General features: G+C 71.2%; 8 protein-coding genes. 4 read left to right on the forward strand and 4 right to left on the reverse strand.

Annotation, left to right across the window (positions count from 1 at the left end):
* From A8M77_RS09855 to phnD, 4 genes are all read right to left on the reverse strand, one after another.
* On the reverse strand, positions 1 to 6809 hold a 6809-nt coding region (locus A8M77_RS09855), incomplete at its 3' end, for a two-partner secretion domain-containing protein (protein WP_143694573.1).
* Between the two features lie 21 nt (positions 6810 to 6830).
* Entirely contained in the window at positions 6831 to 8504 is a 1674-nt protein-coding gene (locus A8M77_RS09860) for a ShlB/FhaC/HecB family hemolysin secretion/activation protein (RefSeq protein WP_086921385.1), read from the reverse strand.
* 444 nt (positions 8505 to 8948) lie between these two features.
* Positions 8949 to 10013, reverse strand: coding sequence for a phosphate/phosphite/phosphonate ABC transporter substrate-binding protein (locus A8M77_RS09865; RefSeq protein WP_086921386.1), 1065 nt, complete (start codon positions 10011 to 10013; stop codon positions 8949 to 8951).
* Positions 9973 to 10995: a phosphate/phosphite/phosphonate ABC transporter substrate-binding protein gene (phnD, locus tag A8M77_RS09870; RefSeq protein WP_443270880.1), complete on the reverse strand. Its 1023-nt coding sequence runs from the start codon at positions 10993 to 10995 to the stop codon at positions 9973 to 9975. Before phnD ends, A8M77_RS09865 begins: the two co-directional genes overlap by 41 nt.
* Before the next feature lie 236 nt (positions 10996 to 11231).
* On the opposite strand from phnD, the gene A8M77_RS09875 reads away from it, so the two are divergent.
* The 4 genes from A8M77_RS09875 (at position 11232) to A8M77_RS09890 (ending at position 17067) form a co-directional block, all read left to right on the forward strand.
* On the forward strand, positions 11232 to 13139 hold the full coding sequence (locus tag A8M77_RS09875; protein ID WP_086921388.1) for an ATP-binding response regulator: 1908 nt from the start codon (positions 11232 to 11234) through the stop codon (positions 13137 to 13139).
* A 132-nt stretch (positions 13140 to 13271) separates the two neighbouring features.
* Positions 13272 to 14351, forward strand: coding sequence for an ABC transporter substrate-binding protein (locus tag A8M77_RS09880; protein WP_086921526.1), 1080 nt, complete (start codon positions 13272 to 13274; stop codon positions 14349 to 14351).
* The gene (locus tag A8M77_RS09885; protein WP_238136770.1) at positions 14351 to 16261 is read left to right on the forward strand and encodes an ATP-binding response regulator; all 1911 of its coding nucleotides are present in this window, start codon (positions 14351 to 14353) and stop codon (positions 16259 to 16261) included. The genes A8M77_RS09880 and A8M77_RS09885 overlap by 1 nt, the downstream gene beginning before the upstream one ends.
* 20 nt (positions 16262 to 16281) lie before the next feature.
* Positions 16282 to 17067, forward strand: coding sequence for a hypothetical protein (locus tag A8M77_RS09890; RefSeq protein WP_086921390.1), 786 nt, complete (start codon positions 16282 to 16284; stop codon positions 17065 to 17067).
* The last annotated feature ends 14 nt before the right edge of the window (positions 17068 to 17081 follow it).

Genomic DNA, 17081 nt, shown 5'->3' on the forward strand with positions numbered 1-17081 from the left:
GCTTCCAGGCTCACGCTGCCCGCGCCGCTGATGGTGGTGCCGGTCTCCTGGCTTTGCTGGCCCTCGCGCGAGTTCTTGCCGCTCCAGCGGATGTCTTCCGCGCGGCCCGTCGTGATGCTGTCGACGTTCATGTCCCGCCCGGCCGACAGGACCGCGTCTCCAGCGCTCTTCACCTCGGCGCCGACCAGATTCGCATCGCGGCCCGCCGTCGCCAACAGGCTGCCACCGGGGTTGGTCACATACAGGCCCGCCACCCGGTCGAGCGTCACGGCGGCGAGCTTCACGCCGCTGGCCACGTCCGAGCCGAACAACACGCCCGAGTCGCTGCGCGAATCGCGCGTGGTGGTCACCGCGTTGATGTCGCGTCCCGCGATGACCCCGAGGCTGTTGCCGGCATCGATGGTGCCGCCGATGACGTTGAGGTCGTTGCGCGCGATCAGCAACGCATCCTGCCCCGTGATGCGGCCTGCCAGGTTGTTGATGTTGTCGGCCGAGATCAGCACCGCCTCGCGTCCGGCGATGGTGCCGCCGGCGGTTGTCAGGTCGCCTGCCAGCTGCATGTCCACGCTGTGACCCGCCAACAGCGCACCCGAGCCGTCGATGTCGCCCTCCTTCACACGCACATAGACCTGGGGCACCAGCACCTTCTGGGTGCTGCCGTCGGCCAGGGTCACCTCCTGCTCGACCAGCCAGACGATGTCGCTGGTCAGCTGCGCCATTTGCGCGGCCGTGAGGGCCACGCCCGGCCTCAAGCCGTACTCCTTGGCGAAGGTCGCCCCGGCGTTCATCAACGCCGCGTACTGGGCTTCGTCGCTCTCGAAGCCGTCCAGGTAGCGGTAGCCGGTCAGTTGCGCCACCTGCTCTCGAATCAGGCGCTGCTCGTAGAAGCCATCGCCCAGGCGCTTCTGGACCAGATCGGGGTCGCTGCCCAGGGCGCGGAGCAGGTAGTCGCTCGAGAGCCACTGGCGGTAGTTCGCAAAGCGCGGATCGGTCTCGACGAGGGAGTGGCTGCCCGGCTCGGGATGCGTGCGGAACAGGCTGGCCGTGGGCACGGTGGCATTGGGCGTGCTGGTGCGCACCACCATCGGGATGGACCCGCTGACGGGCGTGCCGGTTGCACCGGCGGCGGCACCCGCCATGCCCGCAGCACCACCACTGGCCCGGCCGATGCCCCCGACCGCCGAGGGCACCTGCACGATCGGGTTGACGCGCGTGCCCTGCACGCCGCCCGCGCCCTGCGTGGTGGCGCCAGTCTGGCCCAAGGCCACGCTCCCGATGCCGGTACCGCTGCCCGAGATGCTTGCGTTGCCTTCCTGGCGCGCCGCGGCGACGGTGACGGTGGAGTAGGTCGTGAGGTCGTAGGGCGCGAACTGGTACGTCCGGTTGTCGTTCTGGACGTAGCTGTGGATGGCGGTACCGGTCTGCACCGTGGGCGCATCCACCATCAGGCCCACGTTGGCGATCGTGCCACCGGTGACCGTCAGCGCCCCGCCGGCCAGGATCTGGCTCATGTCGTTCGTGCCGCTGCCGACGTGGATGTTCATCGCACCGCCCGCGAGGATCTTGCCCGGGGCTGAGGTCTGCAGTACCGCCGTGGAGCCGGTGACGCTGTAGTCGAAGGCGTCGTAGATGGAAGCCAGGCGCGGCGGCTTGCTCTCGCCGTTGGGCCCGGAGATCACGCCCGTGATGGTGTGGATGAAGCTGAGCGTGGCCACGTCCAGCGCCTGGTGGGCCGCGCGGTAGGCCTGCCACTGGTCGTACTCGGCCTGCGTGACCGGATGGTCGAAGCGCTGCAGCATGACGGTGACCGGCCCCGAGGGGCCGTCGACGGTGGCGGTCAGGCCCTCCTGGCCCACGGTGATGTTGGGGTCGATGCGCCCGGGATGGCTCATGGGCAGATCGGCTGCCGGCGGTGCCACGCCGAAGGTCGCCCAGATGGGGTCGGCGATGGTGTACCAGCTGCCGGGCATGGCGGTGGTCTCGCAGGTGTCGACGTTGCAGGTCTGGTAGCTGCGATCGGCGCTGTTGGCCGGGCTCCTGAGGTAGTAGGCGCGGAAGCGTTCGAGCGGGTAGTCGGGCGAAGGCACCAGCAGCTTGACCGCAGCGTTGTTGGCAGGTGCGAGAGGGTTGGACGCGTCTGCGCCCACCCAGTTGTTCCAGCCGGTGCCGTTGGTCAGGAGGTAGCCGCCGACGGCGAGCAGGACCTCGGAGGCCGGATAGCGCGTGCCGCTGCCCGGGATGGCGTACTCGACCACATGTTGGCTCGCGCCCGGCTGCAAGGTCCAGGTGACTCCACCGTTGGTGTTGCTCAGGACTGCAGCGCGGATGCCGGCGTTGCGGGTGGCCTCGATGGTCGAAGCGTGGTTGGCCAGGGTCGCGGCGGTGCCGATGGCGTGGCCGTTGGCATCGAGGCTGCCCCCGATGACGAGGTCGCCGGCGCTGAAGACCAACGATCCATCACGGTTGTTGAGGGTCTGGACGCCGATGTCCAGGCGATCGCGCGCGGCGATGGTGGCGGCCGAGGTGACGCCGCTGACGGTCTCGGCCAGGTTGTTCAGCGTGCCTGCACCGATGGAGATCTGATCGCCATAGATGCGGCCGGTGCCGATGTTGTTGAGCGTGCCCGCATTGATGCGGGTGACGAAGCCGTCGATGACGCCGCGGTTGGTCACCGTGTCGGAGGCGCTCAGGGTGGTGGAGGCGCCCTGGATGTCCCCGATGGCGGTGTTGTCGATGTTGCGCGCCGAGAGTGCGAGCGCGTTGCCGGCGGCCAGGGTACCGCTGTTGGTGATGTTGCCGCTGGTGGCGATGCTCAGGTCCCGGTTGGCGGTGATCTGGCTGCCCGCGGCGATGACAACGTCCCGGGTCAGCGCGAGACGCATGTCGCCTTTGGAGAGGAGCTTGCCGTCGAAGCCGAGCGAGGCGGCATCGACGGCCAGGGTCTTGGCTGCCAGGGCGGTTCCGCCCGTGTTGGTCACGCTCAAGGTCTTGCCGCCGGGATTCGCAGCAAGGGGGTCAACGATGCTCACCGTATCGCCTGCGGAGATGAGCCCCGAGGTGTTGTCGACGGCGCCGCCGCTGGTGAGGATCACGTTCAGGTTGGCCCGGATCGCGCCCTGGACATTGCCGAGGGTGCCGGTGGTGATGGCGACGTGGTTGCCCTCGATGCCCTGCTCGGCACCGGAGGTGTTGGCGTTGGCGATGCCGCCGGCGTTCAACGTGGTCGTGGCGCCGGAGCGGATCAGCGCGCCGGTGTTGTCGATGGCACTGGCATCGATGCGCAGGTTGCCCGCGGCGAGTGTCTGGCCTCCCTTGTTGTCGTAGCGTGCGCCATGGGTGTCGATGGTCAATGCAGCCTGGCTCAGCAAGAGGCCGCCGCTGGCGTTGGTGAACTGGCGGGTGCCGGCGTTCAGGTCGCCCTGGGAGCCGATGAAGCCGGCGCTGTTGTCGGTGGCACCTGCAGCAAGCGCCAGGGTGCCGCCGCTGGCAATGCCGCCCTGCCCGCCAGCGTGACCGGCCGCGTTGGTGTTGACCAGGGCCTGGCCATGGGTGTCGATGGTCATCGCGCCGCCCGACTGGATCAGGCCGGCGTTGTTGACCAGCTCGCCCGAGTTCACGGTGACGGTGGTGACGGCCGCAATGGTGCCCTGCGTGTTCTCCAGCGGATTGCCGCGGGTGTCCACGGCAATGCTATTGCCGGAGACCTGTCCGGCTTTGTTGACCAGGCCCCCATTGTTCAACGCCACGGCGCCGCCGGCCTGAAGCTTGCCCTCCTGGTTGAGGGTCTGGCCGACAGTGGTGATGCGGAGCGTTCCATTGACGGCGGCGACGCTGCCGCGAGCGTTGTCCAGCGTGTCGGCTGTGAGGGTGGTGTTGCCGCTGGCGGCCAAGGCGCCGTCAACGTTGGTGGCGCCGCCGACGATCGTGCCGACCAGATCGCCGACCGCGGTGATGCGCCCCGTGTCGTTGTTCAGGCTGCCTGCACCGAGCGTGACATTCCGGCCGGCGCCGATCTCGCCCTTGCTGCTGTTGTCCAGCATGCCGCCGATCGTGAGGCCCAGGTCCGAGCTCTCGGCGGCGCGGATGGTGCCACCCTGGTTCACGAGGCTGCCCGCGGCGATGGCGGTGTTGCCATTGCTCGCGATGGTGCCGCCGTTGTTGTCCAGCGCGCCCACCACGCTGATGCGCGTGTCCGCCGTTGTGGCCTGGATGATCTTGCCGCCCTGGTTGCCCAAGGCGCCGGCATCGATGCTGATCTGCCGGGCAGTGGTGCTGCCGCCGGCCTGGTTGAACGCTCCGGCGACATCGACGGCCAATGCGCCGTTGCCGATGAGTTCGCCACGGGCGCCGCTGTAGCCGCTGCCGGCGATGCGCAGGGTGCCGCTGCCCGCGTGCTCGATCTTGCCGTCGGTGTTGGTGATGCCGGCTGTGGCGTCGAGCGTCAGGTCCTGCCCATTGGTGGCGATGCGCCCGCCGCTGTTGTCGAAGGTGCCTGACGTGGCGATGGTGGTGGCGCCGCTGCCCGTCTGAACGATCTCGCCACCGTGGGTGTTGGCGATGTTCGAAGCGCTCAGGCTCAGCTGGCCCGCGTTCAGCTTGCCGCCCTGGTTGACGAGCGTCTGGCTGCCCTCGCTGTTGGCCGTGAGGTTCAGCGATCCCGGCGTGGCGATCGTCGCGCCGCTGGTGGTGATGTCGCCCTGGCGCGCGCTGAACGCGATGTTGGCGGCGCTGGTGCTGCTGCCGCCCAGGTCGACGCTCGCACCTCGCAGTGTCATGTCGCCGCCGGCAAGGTTGTCGCCCTTGGCTTCCAACGCCCCGGTGCTCGTCACGCGCAGGTCACCCGCGCTGCCGAGCTTGCCGTCGGCCTGGATGCCCGCGCCCAGTACACCCGTGCTGCCGCCCTGCACGCTGCCAGCCGTGATCGTCGTGTGGCGGCCGGCCGTGATGCTGCCGTCGTTGACCAGGGCGCCGCCGACATCGATCGCGGCGTCGTTGCCCGCGCGCAGTGCGCCGCTGTTGCCCAGGCTCCCGGCCTGGATCGACAGGTCCGTGGCCGAGATCGTGCCGCCACGGTTGTTGACCGAGCCGGTCGCGGTCAGCGCCGCATCGCCGTTGCTCGCGAGCTTGCCGTCGGTGTTGACCAGGTCGCCCGTACTCGCGATCTGCAGGCGGCCGGCACGCACCGTACCACCGGTGTTGTCGAAGCGATCGACGTTGGCGTTGAAGCCCTGGCTGACGTTGACGGTGCCGCCCACGTTGCTGAAGCTCGGGCCGCTCGCGCTCAGGCTCGTCGTGGTGAGGGTGCCGCCGCTGTTGTTGACCTGCGGCGTGTCGAGCTGGATGGAACCGCCTGCATAGATGCGGCCACCGTCGTTGAGGACGCTGTTGGACGCGATGATGTGGCCGGGCGCGGGGACGTAGTTTGGCGATGCCGTCGCGCCAGTGCCGCCGCCGCTGCCCGTTCCCGTCTCGGTGCCCGTTCCGGTACCGGTGCCTGTGCCGGTCCCGGGAACCGGCGTCGTCGTCGGGCCGGAAGAGCCGGTGCCCGGTTGTGCCGGCGTCTCGGGCACCGGCTCGGCCCCGATCACGCCCCCAGCCGTGTTGCTCAAGACCGGCGCAGTCACCGTCAAGCCGACGCCGCTGGTCTGGCGCATCGCGCCGCCGCGGTTGTCGATGTCGCCGGCGCTGGCGAACTGCAGGCTCCGCGCTTCCAATGTGCCGCCCACGTTGCCGAGTTGGCCTTGCGTCGCGATCCTGAGGTCCTGGCCGCTGGCGATGCGCCCTATGTTGGCCAGGCTCTCGGCGGTGATGTCGGTGCGGCCGGTGGCCTGTACCGTGCCGATGTTCTCCAGCCGCCCGGCGGCCGTGACGACGAACTCGCCCGGGCCGGCCAGCGTGCCTCCAGCGGCCTGGATGCTGCCGGCATTGCGCGCGCCAAGCCCGGCCTCGGTTCCCACCAGGAAGATCTTGTTGGCGAACATGCCGCCCAGCTGCGCCACGTCGAACGCGAAGACGGGCTTCGGGCCGGTGCCTGCGATCGGGGTCGCCTGCCCATGGTCAGCCGAGACCTGGTTGGCGCCGGTCACCACCTTGAGTTCGTTGGCCCAGATGCCCGCATTGACCTGCATGGCCCGCGCCAGGATGGCGGCATAGTCGGTGCTCCTGACATCGAGGCCGGCACCGTCGATGCTCACGGTGCCGCCGCGCACGACGTAGCCGTCCAGGCCGCCGAAGGCATTGAGCTGGGGCGTGCCGGTGGTCAGCGTGGCCCGGCTGGCGTTGATGAAGGAGCCGCCATCGACCGCAATGCCCGCGGGGTTGGCCACGATGACCTCGGCCCTGTGCCCGCCGACCTCGATCGCGCCACGCAATTGAGTCGGATTGCCACCGACGATCTCGTTGAGGATGACGCGAGCGGGCCCGGTCCCGAGGTAAGGATTGCCCTGCACCCAGCCGCCCAGTTGGGTCTGCACGTCGGTGCGGCTGTTGTTGAGGATGACGCCCCGGGGCTGGACGTCGAACTGGTTGTAGAGGTTGCGCGAGACGCCCGCGGCGCTGGGCGTCTGGATGTTGACGAGGGGCACGCCATTGGGCGCCACCAGCACCGTGGGCCGGAGATTCGGCGCGACGCCGGGCGCCCCCACGATCTGCGCCGGCACCGCCGAAACGGCCAGCAGGCCACCCAACGCCGTCGCCAGCACGCCCGGCGTCGCCCCCGTGGCCTTGCCCGCGCTCCTGGCCGTTTCCTGTACCACCATGCGCAGGCCGCGCGCGGCGTTGAAGACGATTCGGTGAAGGTGCTTGTTCATGTTCTCCTTCCAGCGTTCGCGTCAGAAGCTGTAGTTCAGGTTGAATCCCGCCGTGGTCCCGGCCGTGCGGAAACCCTCGGGCTTGCGGATCGGCGCACCGACGAAGAGGTCGTAGTTCAGGCCCTTCCATGCGCCGCGCAGGCCGATCACGCCGCCGGTGAGGCGCCGCCCGGCCAGGCCTTCGATGGAGCGGCCGCCCACCTGTCCGAGGTCGACGCCCGCATAGAGCTCGGCGCCGCTCGCGCCCAGCGCCCAGCCGATGTCGTTGCGCACGAGCCAGCCGCGTTCGCCCATCAGGCTGGTCTCGCCGTCGAAGCCGCGCACGGTGTAGCGCCCGCCGATGGAGAAGCGGTCCTGCGGCGTGAGGGGGCTGCGGTTCCACTGCGCGCGCCACAGGCCCGTGTAGCGCAGCTTCTGCGCGCCGAGCTGGAAGGGCGCGTTCACGCCGAGCTCGGCGGTGGCGATCCTGAAGCGCGAAGTGCCTTCGTCGAACGGCTCCTCCGGCGCGGGCAGGGCACCGAAGGCGCCGGTCCCGCGTCGCCACGCCAGGTTGGCATCGAGCGTGGCATCGCCGATGAATTCGCGGTGCGCCAGCCCCAGCTCCCACCCCGCGGTCGCGCGCCGCTGCACGCCGACCTCGGCGTCGCCGATGAAGTTGTGCGCGCTGCGCCGGAAGGTGCGCAGGGCCAGCGTGGTCTTGCGCCGCTGATCGCGGTAGATCAGGCGCGAGAGCTTGAGCTCGGCATTGGCCGACTCGCCGGCATAGACATACGCCTGGTCGGCGCCCTGCACGGTCTGGTGGTACTTGTTCTGCGAGGCGGTGGCGCTGGCCAGCCAGTCGCCCCAGGGCAGCGAGTAGTGAACGGTCTGCGCGCTGGTGCCCTGGCCGCCGTGGTTGAAGGCGTCGTGGTTGAGGCTGACGTAGAACAGGTCGCTGAGCCCGAGCGGGTTGTCCCAGGCGACGGTGGCGCCGGCCTGGTTCTTGCCGGTCGCCTTGGTGCCGCCGTTGTCCAGGCTCAGGGTGGTGCGCAGCGGAAAGCGCTGGCTGTACTTGACGACCAGGTCGCTGTCGCCGGGCCGGGCATCGGCGGCCTTCGATGGCTCGATCTGGATATCGGCCTCCGCGGTGGGCGCGCGCTTGAGGTTTTCCAGGCCCTGCTCGACGTCGCGCAGGTCGAGCAGCTCGCCGGGGCGCGCGGCGATGGCGTTGGCGAGGCGGGTGCGCGTCTCGCTGCCATCGGCGAAGCGGATGGCAGCAATGCGGCCCGGGATCACGGTGAATGTGAGCGTGCCCTGCCCCAGGTCCTGCGGCGCGGCGAGCACCCGGGTGGTGACGTAGCCGCGCGCCACGACGGCCTGCTGCAGCCGCGTCATGACGACGTTGACGCCCTCGGTGCCCAGGCAGCGGCCAATGGGGTTGTCGCTGCCATCCTCGCCGGCGGCGGCCTCCGGCGCCCACTGGAAATGCGCCGCGAGCTCGCCGGCCAGCACGATGCGCTCGATGCGGAAGCACGGCGCCTCGCCCCTGGGCAGGCGGCGTTCCTCGGCCCGGGGCTCGGCCTGCAGCCGGCTGTCGACGCTGCGCTCCTGCTGCTGGCGCAGGGCGCGCTCGCGCTCCTGCTGGCGCTGCTCCTCGACGAATGGCCGGGGCGCGGCCGGCAGCGGCGCGGTCTGTGCATGGGCCAGCGCCGCCATCGCGGCGGGCAAGGCCAGTGCCCAGGGCCTGGGCCGTGGAGCGGGGCGCGTGATGGTGTTGCGGGCGGCGGGCCCGAGATCTCCCTGTCGATCCTTCACTTCGTCAATTCCTGTTTTTCTTGCGTGGCGACGCCTGGGTGTGCGTATCTGTCTATCGAACGCGGCGACGGGAATCTGAATGCCTTCGTGAAAAAAAAGGCGCAGCCACGCGAAGCGGCGCTGCGGCCGCGGTCCGTCGCTGGTATTCAGAAGGCGGGGGCTGGCGCGGGGCGCGGAGGCCCTGGCGCGAGGTGATGAATGCGTGATGTCGCGCGGGGTGTGTCCCCCGTGCCTTCCCTGGATCGCATGGTCTTCCCTGCTCGCAATGGGTGCGAGGCGCGGGGATTCTGTCACCGCTGACGCGGCAGGAATCTGATCAATTCTTCGCGCCGCCGGCGCGCGGGCTCAGGGTGCGCTGCCGGCGCGCAGGGCCTCGACCTGCTCGGTGTAGCTGCGCTCGATGCGCTCGAGCCGGGCCTGGCGGGCGGCCTCGTTGACCCACTTGGCGTTCAGCGCGCGTTGCCGGGCGTGCTGGTAGTCCAGGGCCGCGGTCGAGAGCAGCGCGCTGTTGTCCTGCGCCGCAAAGCCCAGGGGCGCCTGCAGCGCCTTGAGCACCTCGCGCTCCGCATCGCCGCGCGGACTCCTGCCGTGGCCATAGGCCACGAGGAAGTCCTGCAGCTTCTTCTGCAGCGCCAGGGGCAGCTCGCGCCGCGCCACGAACAGCGCGGGCGGCGTGGGGCTGGACTCCCAGATCACCTGCAGCCGCTCCGCCTCGACCGGGAACTGCTGGCGGAAGCGCTCGAAGTCGGTGGTGTTGTTGGTGGCCACGTCGGCATCGCCGTTGGCCACCGCGAGCGCGGTGCCCTGGTGGGTGTCGACGATCTCGCTCTGGAAGCGCTCCATGGCGATGCCGTTGGGCAGGAACAGCTCCAGCTGCGGCACGATGAAGCCGGAGACCGAACGGTTGTCGCCGCGCGCCAGGCGCCAGCGCTCGGGCGCGGCCAGCAGCGCCTTCAGCGGGTCGGGCGGGCCGGCCTTGCGCACCAGCAGCAGTGCGCGGTGGTCGGCCATGCCGGGGTGGCGCTTCACCTGCGCCAGCACGTTCATCCGCTGCTGCGAGACGGCGTCCAGCGCCAGCTTGGCCGACAGCAGCGCACAGTCCACCTCGCCGCGGCGGATCGCCTGGTCCAGCGATTCATAGGAGATCACGGACAGCACGCTCACCGGCCGGCCGAGCGCCCGGCCGAGCTCGTTGAGCAGCGGGGTCCAGTTCTCGCGCGACTCGACGGCGCCACCGATGGGCAGCACGCCGAAGCGAATCGGGCTGTTTGCCTCGGCGCGGGCGCCCTGCGCGAAAGCCGGCGCAGCCAGCGCAGCCAGCGCGGCATGGCAGGCCGCCGTGCACACCAGGCGCCGCCGCGCGCCGCCCTCAGGGCGCGGCGCTGCGCAATGCGGCGACCTGGTCGGCATACCCGTTCTCGATGCGCTGCAGCCGCGCCTGCCGCGCTGCCTCGTTGACCCACTGCGCGGTCATCGCGCTCTGCCGGGCCAGCTGGTACGCCAGCTTGGCCGCCGGCAGCAGGGAGCTGTTGTCGGCGGGCAGGAAGCCGGCCAGGTCGTGCAGCGACTTGAGCACCGCGCGCTCCGCGTCCCCGCGCGGGCCCTTGGCGCGCGCATAGTCGACCAGGAAGGCCTGCACCTTTTTCTGGAACTCGGGGCTGTAGTCGCGCCGCACCACGATCTGGGCATGCGGGATCAGCTCCGACTCCCAGATCACCTGCAGGCGCTCCGCCTCGGCCGGGAACTGGAGCCGGAAGCGCTCGAAGTCGGCGGTGTTGTTGGTGGCGACGTCGGCCTCGCCGTTGGCCACCGCCAGGGCCGTGGCCTGGTGGGTGCCCACCACCTCGCTGGCGAAGCGCGTCTCCATCACGATGTGGTTGGGCAGGAAAAGCTGCAGCTGCGGAACGATGAATCCCGACACCGAGCGGCTCTCGCCGCGCGCGATGCGCCAGCGCTCGGGTTCGGCCAGCAGGCCCTGGAGGGTGGTGAAGGTCCCGGTCTTGCGCGTGAGCAGCAGCGCCCTGTAGCCCGGCAGGCCGTCGTGGCGCGTGACCTGCGCAACCACGTTCATGCGGCGCTGGGTGACCGCGTCGAGCGCCATCTTCCCGGAGAGGAAGGCCATGTCGACCTGGTCGCGCTGGATCGCCTGCTCCAGCGCCTCGTAGGAGTTGACCGAGAGCACGCTGACCGGCCGGCCGAGGCCGCGGCTCAGATCCGCCAGCATCGGCTCCCAGTCGTTGCGCGACTCGAAGGCGCCGCCCAGGGGCAGGATGCCGAAGCGCAGCGGCGCGGCGCCGGAAGCGGCAGTGGTCTGCGCCGGGGCAGCGAGCTGGCAGCCCAGGAAAAGGACGACGAGGCAGCGCCACAGGAGGGCGGCGGCGCGCCGTGCCATCATCTGCAGGCCTTCGGGAAGGCCGGCGGAGGCCGGGGTGCAAGGGCCCGGGGCGCAGCGGACAGTGACAGTGGCCTGCATCTGGTTCTTGGACGGGCGCCGGCGGCGGACTGGTCAAAGCTGTTCTGGAGAGAACACAATTAGAAACCAACTTCAGCAAAATCCGTGACTTTTTCCTCTGGACATGTACTTCAGTCGATGCACCGGTCGCATGCTGGCGCACGGCTGACGAACCCATGAACTGGCCCTTCCGCGCCCTGCGCCTGCTGGTGCGCCTGACGCTGGCCCAGCAACTGGTGCTGCTGGCGCTGCTGCCCGCCACCGTGGCCACGCTGGGCGCGATCGCGGTACTGACGCGCCAGCACCTGGCCAGCGTGACCGAGCTGATGCGCGCCAATGCCCAGACCGTCGCGCTGCAGGTGGCCACCGTGGCCCAGTCGCAGATGCAGCGCATGGACCGCCGCGCACTGCAGCGCACCGTCCAGTCAGGCAGCTACCAGCCGCACGTGCAGCAGGTGCAGGTCTGGTCGGAGGACGGCGAGATCCTCGCCAACTCCGAGACCATCGACCGCGAGCGCGGCGAGGGCCTGCAGGTGGTGGCACCGATCGTGGCCGACGACGGCAAGCACACCGGCAAGGTGATGGTGGAGATCAGCCTGGATGCGGTGGAGCGCGCCAAGCGCTCGGTCTGGCTGAACGTGGTGCTGGTGCTGGCTGCCAGCCTGGTGGGCGTGGGCCTGGCCGGCTGGTGGGCGGCGCGGCGGATCAGCGCGCCGATCCAGGCGCTGGGCGAGGCGGTCGACCGCCTGGGCGCCGGCGAGGACGCACAGGTGGAAGTGGCGGGCTCGGCGGAGGTGCGGCGCCTGCAGCACGGCTTCAACGAGGCGGCCCGCGCGCTGTCGGAAAGCCGCGCCCTGCTGGAGAGCCGCATCGCCAACGCCACCGCCGAGCTGGCCAGCAAGAACCAGCAGCTGGAGGTGGCCAGCCAGGCCAAGACCCGCCTGCTGGCCGCCGCCAGCCACGACCTGCGCCAGCCGCTGCACGCGCTGACGCTGTTCTCCGACGGCCTGGCCAACGGCGAGACCGACCCGGTGCGGCTGCAGCGCATCGGCCACATCCGCGAATGCGTGGACTCGCTGGACCGGCTGTTCTCCGGCCTGCTCAACCTCTCGCAGCTCGACGCCGGCGTGCTGCAGCCGCAGTGGGCGGACTTCCCGCTCGACCAGCTGTTCGACGAGATCAGCCGCAACTTCCGGCCGGTGGCGGAGCAGCAGAACCTGCGGCTGGTGGTGCGCAAGACCGAGCTGTGGGTGCGCTGCGACTACGTGATGCTCTCGCGCATCCTCAACAACCTGGTGTCGAACTCGCTGCGCCACACCACCGAGGGCGGGGTGCTGATCGGCGCGCGCCGGCGCGGGCGCAGCGTGCGCATCGACGTCGTGGACACCGGCGTCGGCATCGCCGAACACCACCAGTCGCGGGTGTTCGAGGAGTTCTACCAGGTCGATCCGCAGCCGCGCCAGGGCCGCGACGTGCGCGGCATGGGCCTGGGCCTGGCCACGGTGCAGCGGCTGGCGGCGCTGCTCAACACCCGCGTGGAGCTGAGCTCGCAGCCGCACCGGGGCACCTGCGTGCGCGTCATGGTGCGAGCGGCCGAGGCGGCGCCCGCGCTGGCGGCGGCGGGCGTCGCGCCGCCCGGCCTCGGCGTCGAGGAGGAGCCGAGCCTGGAGGGCGTGCGCGCCCTCGTGATCGACGACGAGCGCACCATCCTCGAGGGCCTGCAGGTGGTGTTGTCCAACTGGGGCGCCGAGGTGATGACCGCGCAGACCCGCGCCGAGGCGCTGGCCTTCGCCGACAACTGGGCCCGGCCACCCGACGTGGTGGTGAGCGATCTGCTGCTGCAGGGCGGCGACAACGGCCTGGACGTGCTCGCCGCGCTGGAGCGGCATCCACGCGGCATCGGCGCCGCCACCGCCCGCTTGCTGGTGACTGGCGAGACCAAGCCCGACCGGCTGCGCGAGGTGGCGAGTTCGGGCGTGGCCGTGCTCTACAAGCCCGTCTCGCCCAAGCTCCTGAGGCAGGCCATCAGCGCCCAGCTGGCGGCGGTCGGCGGCGGCGCGCGCGAGATACGTAATAAGACATAGGCCGAGCGGCCGCGGGGCAGTGCCGTCCCGAGGCCCAATTCGCCAGGGCGGAGGCCGACATAAGCCCTCCGCCTTATCGCGCGGAAAGAGCCGGCTCCGTACATTGGCTGCATCACCCCACAGGTGCAGTTCATGAATCTTTCCACTGGGCTCCTCCGGGGGCTGCGCGTCCTGGCGGGTGCCGCCTGCGCGGCCCTGTTCGCGGCCGGCGCCCACGCGGCAGCGCTCACGGTGCTGCTGGCGGACGACAACGCAGCCCATGCGGAGTTCGTGCGCCTGCTGCGCGAATCGCAGGACGCGAGCAGCCGCTTCGAGCTGATCCGCCTGCCCACCGACGCCCCCCCCGCGGACCGCGCCGCAGCCGTTGACGACCGCATGAGCGCCGCCCGGCCGTCCACAGGGGTTCGCACCGCAGCCGAAGGCGAAGGTATTCCGATGTCGGCCGGTGTGCGCACGCGCAGCCTGCGCGCCGGTGCCGCGGTGGAACTGCCGGTCACCGTGGCCGTCGGCCTGGCGGCGGCGCGCAGCGCGATCGAACGGCCGGGCCAGGACCCGCTGGTGCTGGCCATGCTCAGCCGCCTCGACTACGAGAGCCTCAAGAGCAACCCGGCGCTCAAGCGCGGCGAGCGCCCGATCGGCGTGCTGCTGCGCGAGCCGGCCATGGCCGACCAGCTGGCGCTGATCGACGCCCTGCTGCCGCAGAAGCGCCGGCTCGGCGTGGTCGCCACCGCCGAGTCGGAGTCCATCGTGCGCGAGCTGCAGCGCGCCGCGCACGGCTGGGATCTCCAGGTCGAATACGCACCCGATGCCAAGTCGCTGGCCTCGGTGCTGCGCGTGCTGTTGCCGCGCAGCGACGCCCTGATGGTGCTGCCCGACCTGATCGGCGACAGCCAGGCTGCCACCCTCTCGGTGCTGCGCGCCGGCGCCGGCGCCGGCCTGCCGGTGTTCGGCACCAGTGAAGGCCTGGTGCGCTCGGGCGGCCTGGCGGCCGCCGTGTCCACGCCCGGCCAGTTGGCGCAGCAGGCGCGCGCGCTCGGGCAGAAGCTGGCCATGGGCCCGTCCACCGGCGGCGTTCTGGTGGAGACGGCAACGCCGTCCACCGTGCGCGTCAACCCCACCGTCGCGCGCGGGCTGGGCCTGCGCCTTCCCGAAGAACGCGAGTTGAGCGAGCGGGTGGGTCGGTGGGGCGTGCGGCGGATGGACGCGCGGTAGTGGTGGGCGGCAGCCTGCAGCGCGACCTGTTCCGGCTCGGCGTGGTGCCCTGCGCGGCGGTGGCGCTGGCGCTCACCGCCTGGTTCACCCACAGCCGCCTCGAGACGCTCGAGGCCGCCTTCAACGCCGAAGGCGAGGCGGCGGCGCGCCAGGTCGCGGCCATGTCCGACCTGAGCCTGTACGCCGGCGACCTGCCCGCGCTGCAGAACGTGGCCAACGCCGCCCTGCGCGGCGGGCAGGTGACGCGGGTGGAGATCAGCAACAGCGCCGGCGTCTACGTGACGGCCGGCGCCAAGACCGCGCCGATGGGCCAGCTGCGCATGTTCACCGCGCCCGTCACGCTGCGCGAGGCCTCGCGCGCCAGCGCCTTCGCGCCCGAGGGTTCGACCACCGTCGGCGAGAAGCCGATCGGCCTGGTGCAGACCTTCCGCGACACCACCGACTACGCGCTCGAGCGCACCCGCTCGCTGATGGCGGGCATCGGCATCGCCATGATCGCGCTGATCGCCGCCTGGGCCTGGGTGCGGCACACCGCGCGCAGCGTGGCACAGCCGCTGCGCCGCATCTCGCGCACCGTGGCGGCGCTGGAGGCCGGCCAGTTCGACGCCCGCTGCAGCGTGGTGGGACGTGGTGATGGCGACCCACCGGCCGCGGACGGCACGCGCCGCGCCCAGCACGAGCTGGCCAGCCTCGCGCACGACATCAATCGCCTGGCCGAGCGCCTTCAGCGCAATCGGCAGCAAAGCGAGGAGCAGGTGCGCGAGGCCACCGCCGTCGCGCTGCAGCGCATGGCCGAGGCCGAGCAGGCCGCGCTCTCGCGCGCCCGCTTCCTGGCCGCGGCCAGCCACGACCTGCGACAGCCGCTGCACGCGATGGGCCTGTTCATCGACGGCCTGCTGCCCACCGCCACCGACACCCAGCGGCCCGCCGTGCTGCGCCTGCAGGAAGGCGCCGAGTTCATGGGCGTGCTGCTGGACGACCTGCTGGAGATCTCGCGCCTGGACGCCCAGGTGCTGACGCCGGCGATCGGCGGCATCTCGCTGGCGCAGCTCTTCGACCAGCTCGACGCCCAGCAGGCGGCGCGCGCCGCCGCCTCGAACGTGCGGCTCGTGTGGCGCGATCGCGGCCTCGCGGTGCGCTCCGACCCGGCGCTTCTCCTGCGCATCATCGGCAACCTGGTGGGCAACGCCATCACCCACAGCGCGCCCGACGGCACGGTGCTGGTCGCCGCGCGTCGCCGCGGCGGCAAGGTGCGCATCGAGGTGCGCGACAACGGCGTGGGCATCGCGCCGATCCACCAGGCGCGCATCTTCGAGGAGTTCTACCAGGTGGCCAACACCGAGCGCGACCGCCGCCAGGGCTTCGGCCTGGGCCTGGCGATCTGCGCCCGCATCGCCGCCCTGCTGGGCACGCGCATCGCGCTGCGTTCGGCGCTGCAGGCCGGCAGCTGCTTCTCGCTGGACGTGCCCCGCGCCGACCCGCGCGAGGTGCAGCCGCCGGCGCCCGAGCCGGTGGCCAGCTCGCCCCTGGCCGGCCTGCGCTGCCTGGTGGTGGACGACGACCCGGCCATCCTCGACGCGAGCCGCGTGCTGCTGATGCAATGGGAATGCGAGGTCGAGTGCGTGGCCAGCGGCACCGCGGCGATCCGGCGGCTGGCCGATGCGAACACGCGCTTCGACGTGCTGCTGTGCGACCTGCAGCTGGCCGATGCCGAGGACGGCATGGAGGTGATCGACGCCGCGCGACGCCTGCAGCCCGATGCGCTGGCGGTGCTGGTCTCGGGCGCCACCGGGCCCGAGGCGCTGCAGCGTCTGCGCCAGCGCGGCGTGACGCTGCTGACCAAGCCGGTGGCACCGGCCAAGCTGCGGGCGCTGCTGTCGACGAAACGCGCGGGGCGCCTGCCGGCCTGAGAAGGCGCGAACGAAGCGCCATGCTCGATCCCGAGGCCCTGAAGACCATCCGCCCCTTCGTCGCGACGCCGAGCTACGGGGGCGCGATGAGCTCGATCTACGTGCGCAGCCTGCTCGGCCTGGTCAACCTGGCCTGGACCCAGGGCTTCGCCATGCAGACGCGTTTTCTCGACGGCGACAGCCTGATCCCGCGCGCCCGCAACCGTCTCGTCGCGGAGTTCATGGCCGATGCGCGCTGGACCCACCTGTTCTGGATCGACGCCGACATCGGCTTTCCGCCCGAGGCGGCGCTGCGCCTGCTGCTTGCGGGGCGCGACGTGGTGGCCGGCGTCTATCCGCTGAAGACCGAGGGCTGGCCCGCCGAGGGCCTGCGCACGCCCTTGCCCGCCGGGACCACGCGCGCACAGTTCGAGGCCGCGCATGCGCGCTTCCCGGCCAATGCGCCGCAGGGCGCGGTGGACGAGGACGGCTTTCTCGAAGTGCTGGATGCGCCCACCGGCTTCATGCTGATCGCGCGCGCCGTGTTCGAGCGGCTCGCCGCGGCCTTCCCCGAGCTGCGCTACACGCCCGACGCGCCCACCGACGACCCGGCCTCGCGTGCCTGGCCGCACTACCGCTTCTTCGATGTCATGGCCGAACCCGGCAACGGGCGCTATCTCAGCGAGGACTATGCGTTCTGCCGGCGCTGGCAGGCGATCGGCGGCCAGGTCTTCGTCGATGCACGCTCGCGGCTTGCGCACCAGGGACTGCGCACCTACACCGGCGATTTCGGGCGGGCGCTGACGTCCGGCGCGGCGCCTCCTTGACGCGGCCGGCGCCG

It is taken from the genome of Variovorax sp. JS1663 (assembly GCF_002157355.1).
Classification (GTDB): domain Bacteria; phylum Pseudomonadota; class Gammaproteobacteria; order Burkholderiales; family Burkholderiaceae_C; genus Variovorax.

What these genes read in the sequence shown, in the direction of transcription:
- A8M77_RS09875 (WP_086921388.1), top strand. Translation starts at nt 11,232, where the DNA reads ATGAACTGGCCCTTCCGCGCCCTGCGCCTGCTGGTGCGCCTGACGCTG.
- A8M77_RS09865 (WP_086921386.1), bottom strand. Translation starts at nt 10,013, where the DNA reads ATGCCGACCAGGTCGCCGCATTGCGCAGCGCCGCGCCCTGAGGGCGGC.
- phnD (WP_443270880.1), bottom strand. Translation starts at nt 10,995, where the DNA reads ATGGCACGGCGCGCCGCCGCCCTCCTGTGGCGCTGCCTCGTCGTCCTT.
- A8M77_RS09860 (WP_086921385.1), bottom strand. Translation starts at nt 8,504, where the DNA reads ATGGCGGCGCTGGCCCATGCACAGACCGCGCCGCTGCCGGCCGCGCCC.
- A8M77_RS09890 (WP_086921390.1), top strand. Translation starts at nt 16,282, where the DNA reads ATGCTCGATCCCGAGGCCCTGAAGACCATCCGCCCCTTCGTCGCGACG.
- A8M77_RS09880 (WP_086921526.1), top strand. Translation starts at nt 13,272, where the DNA reads ATGAATCTTTCCACTGGGCTCCTCCGGGGGCTGCGCGTCCTGGCGGGT.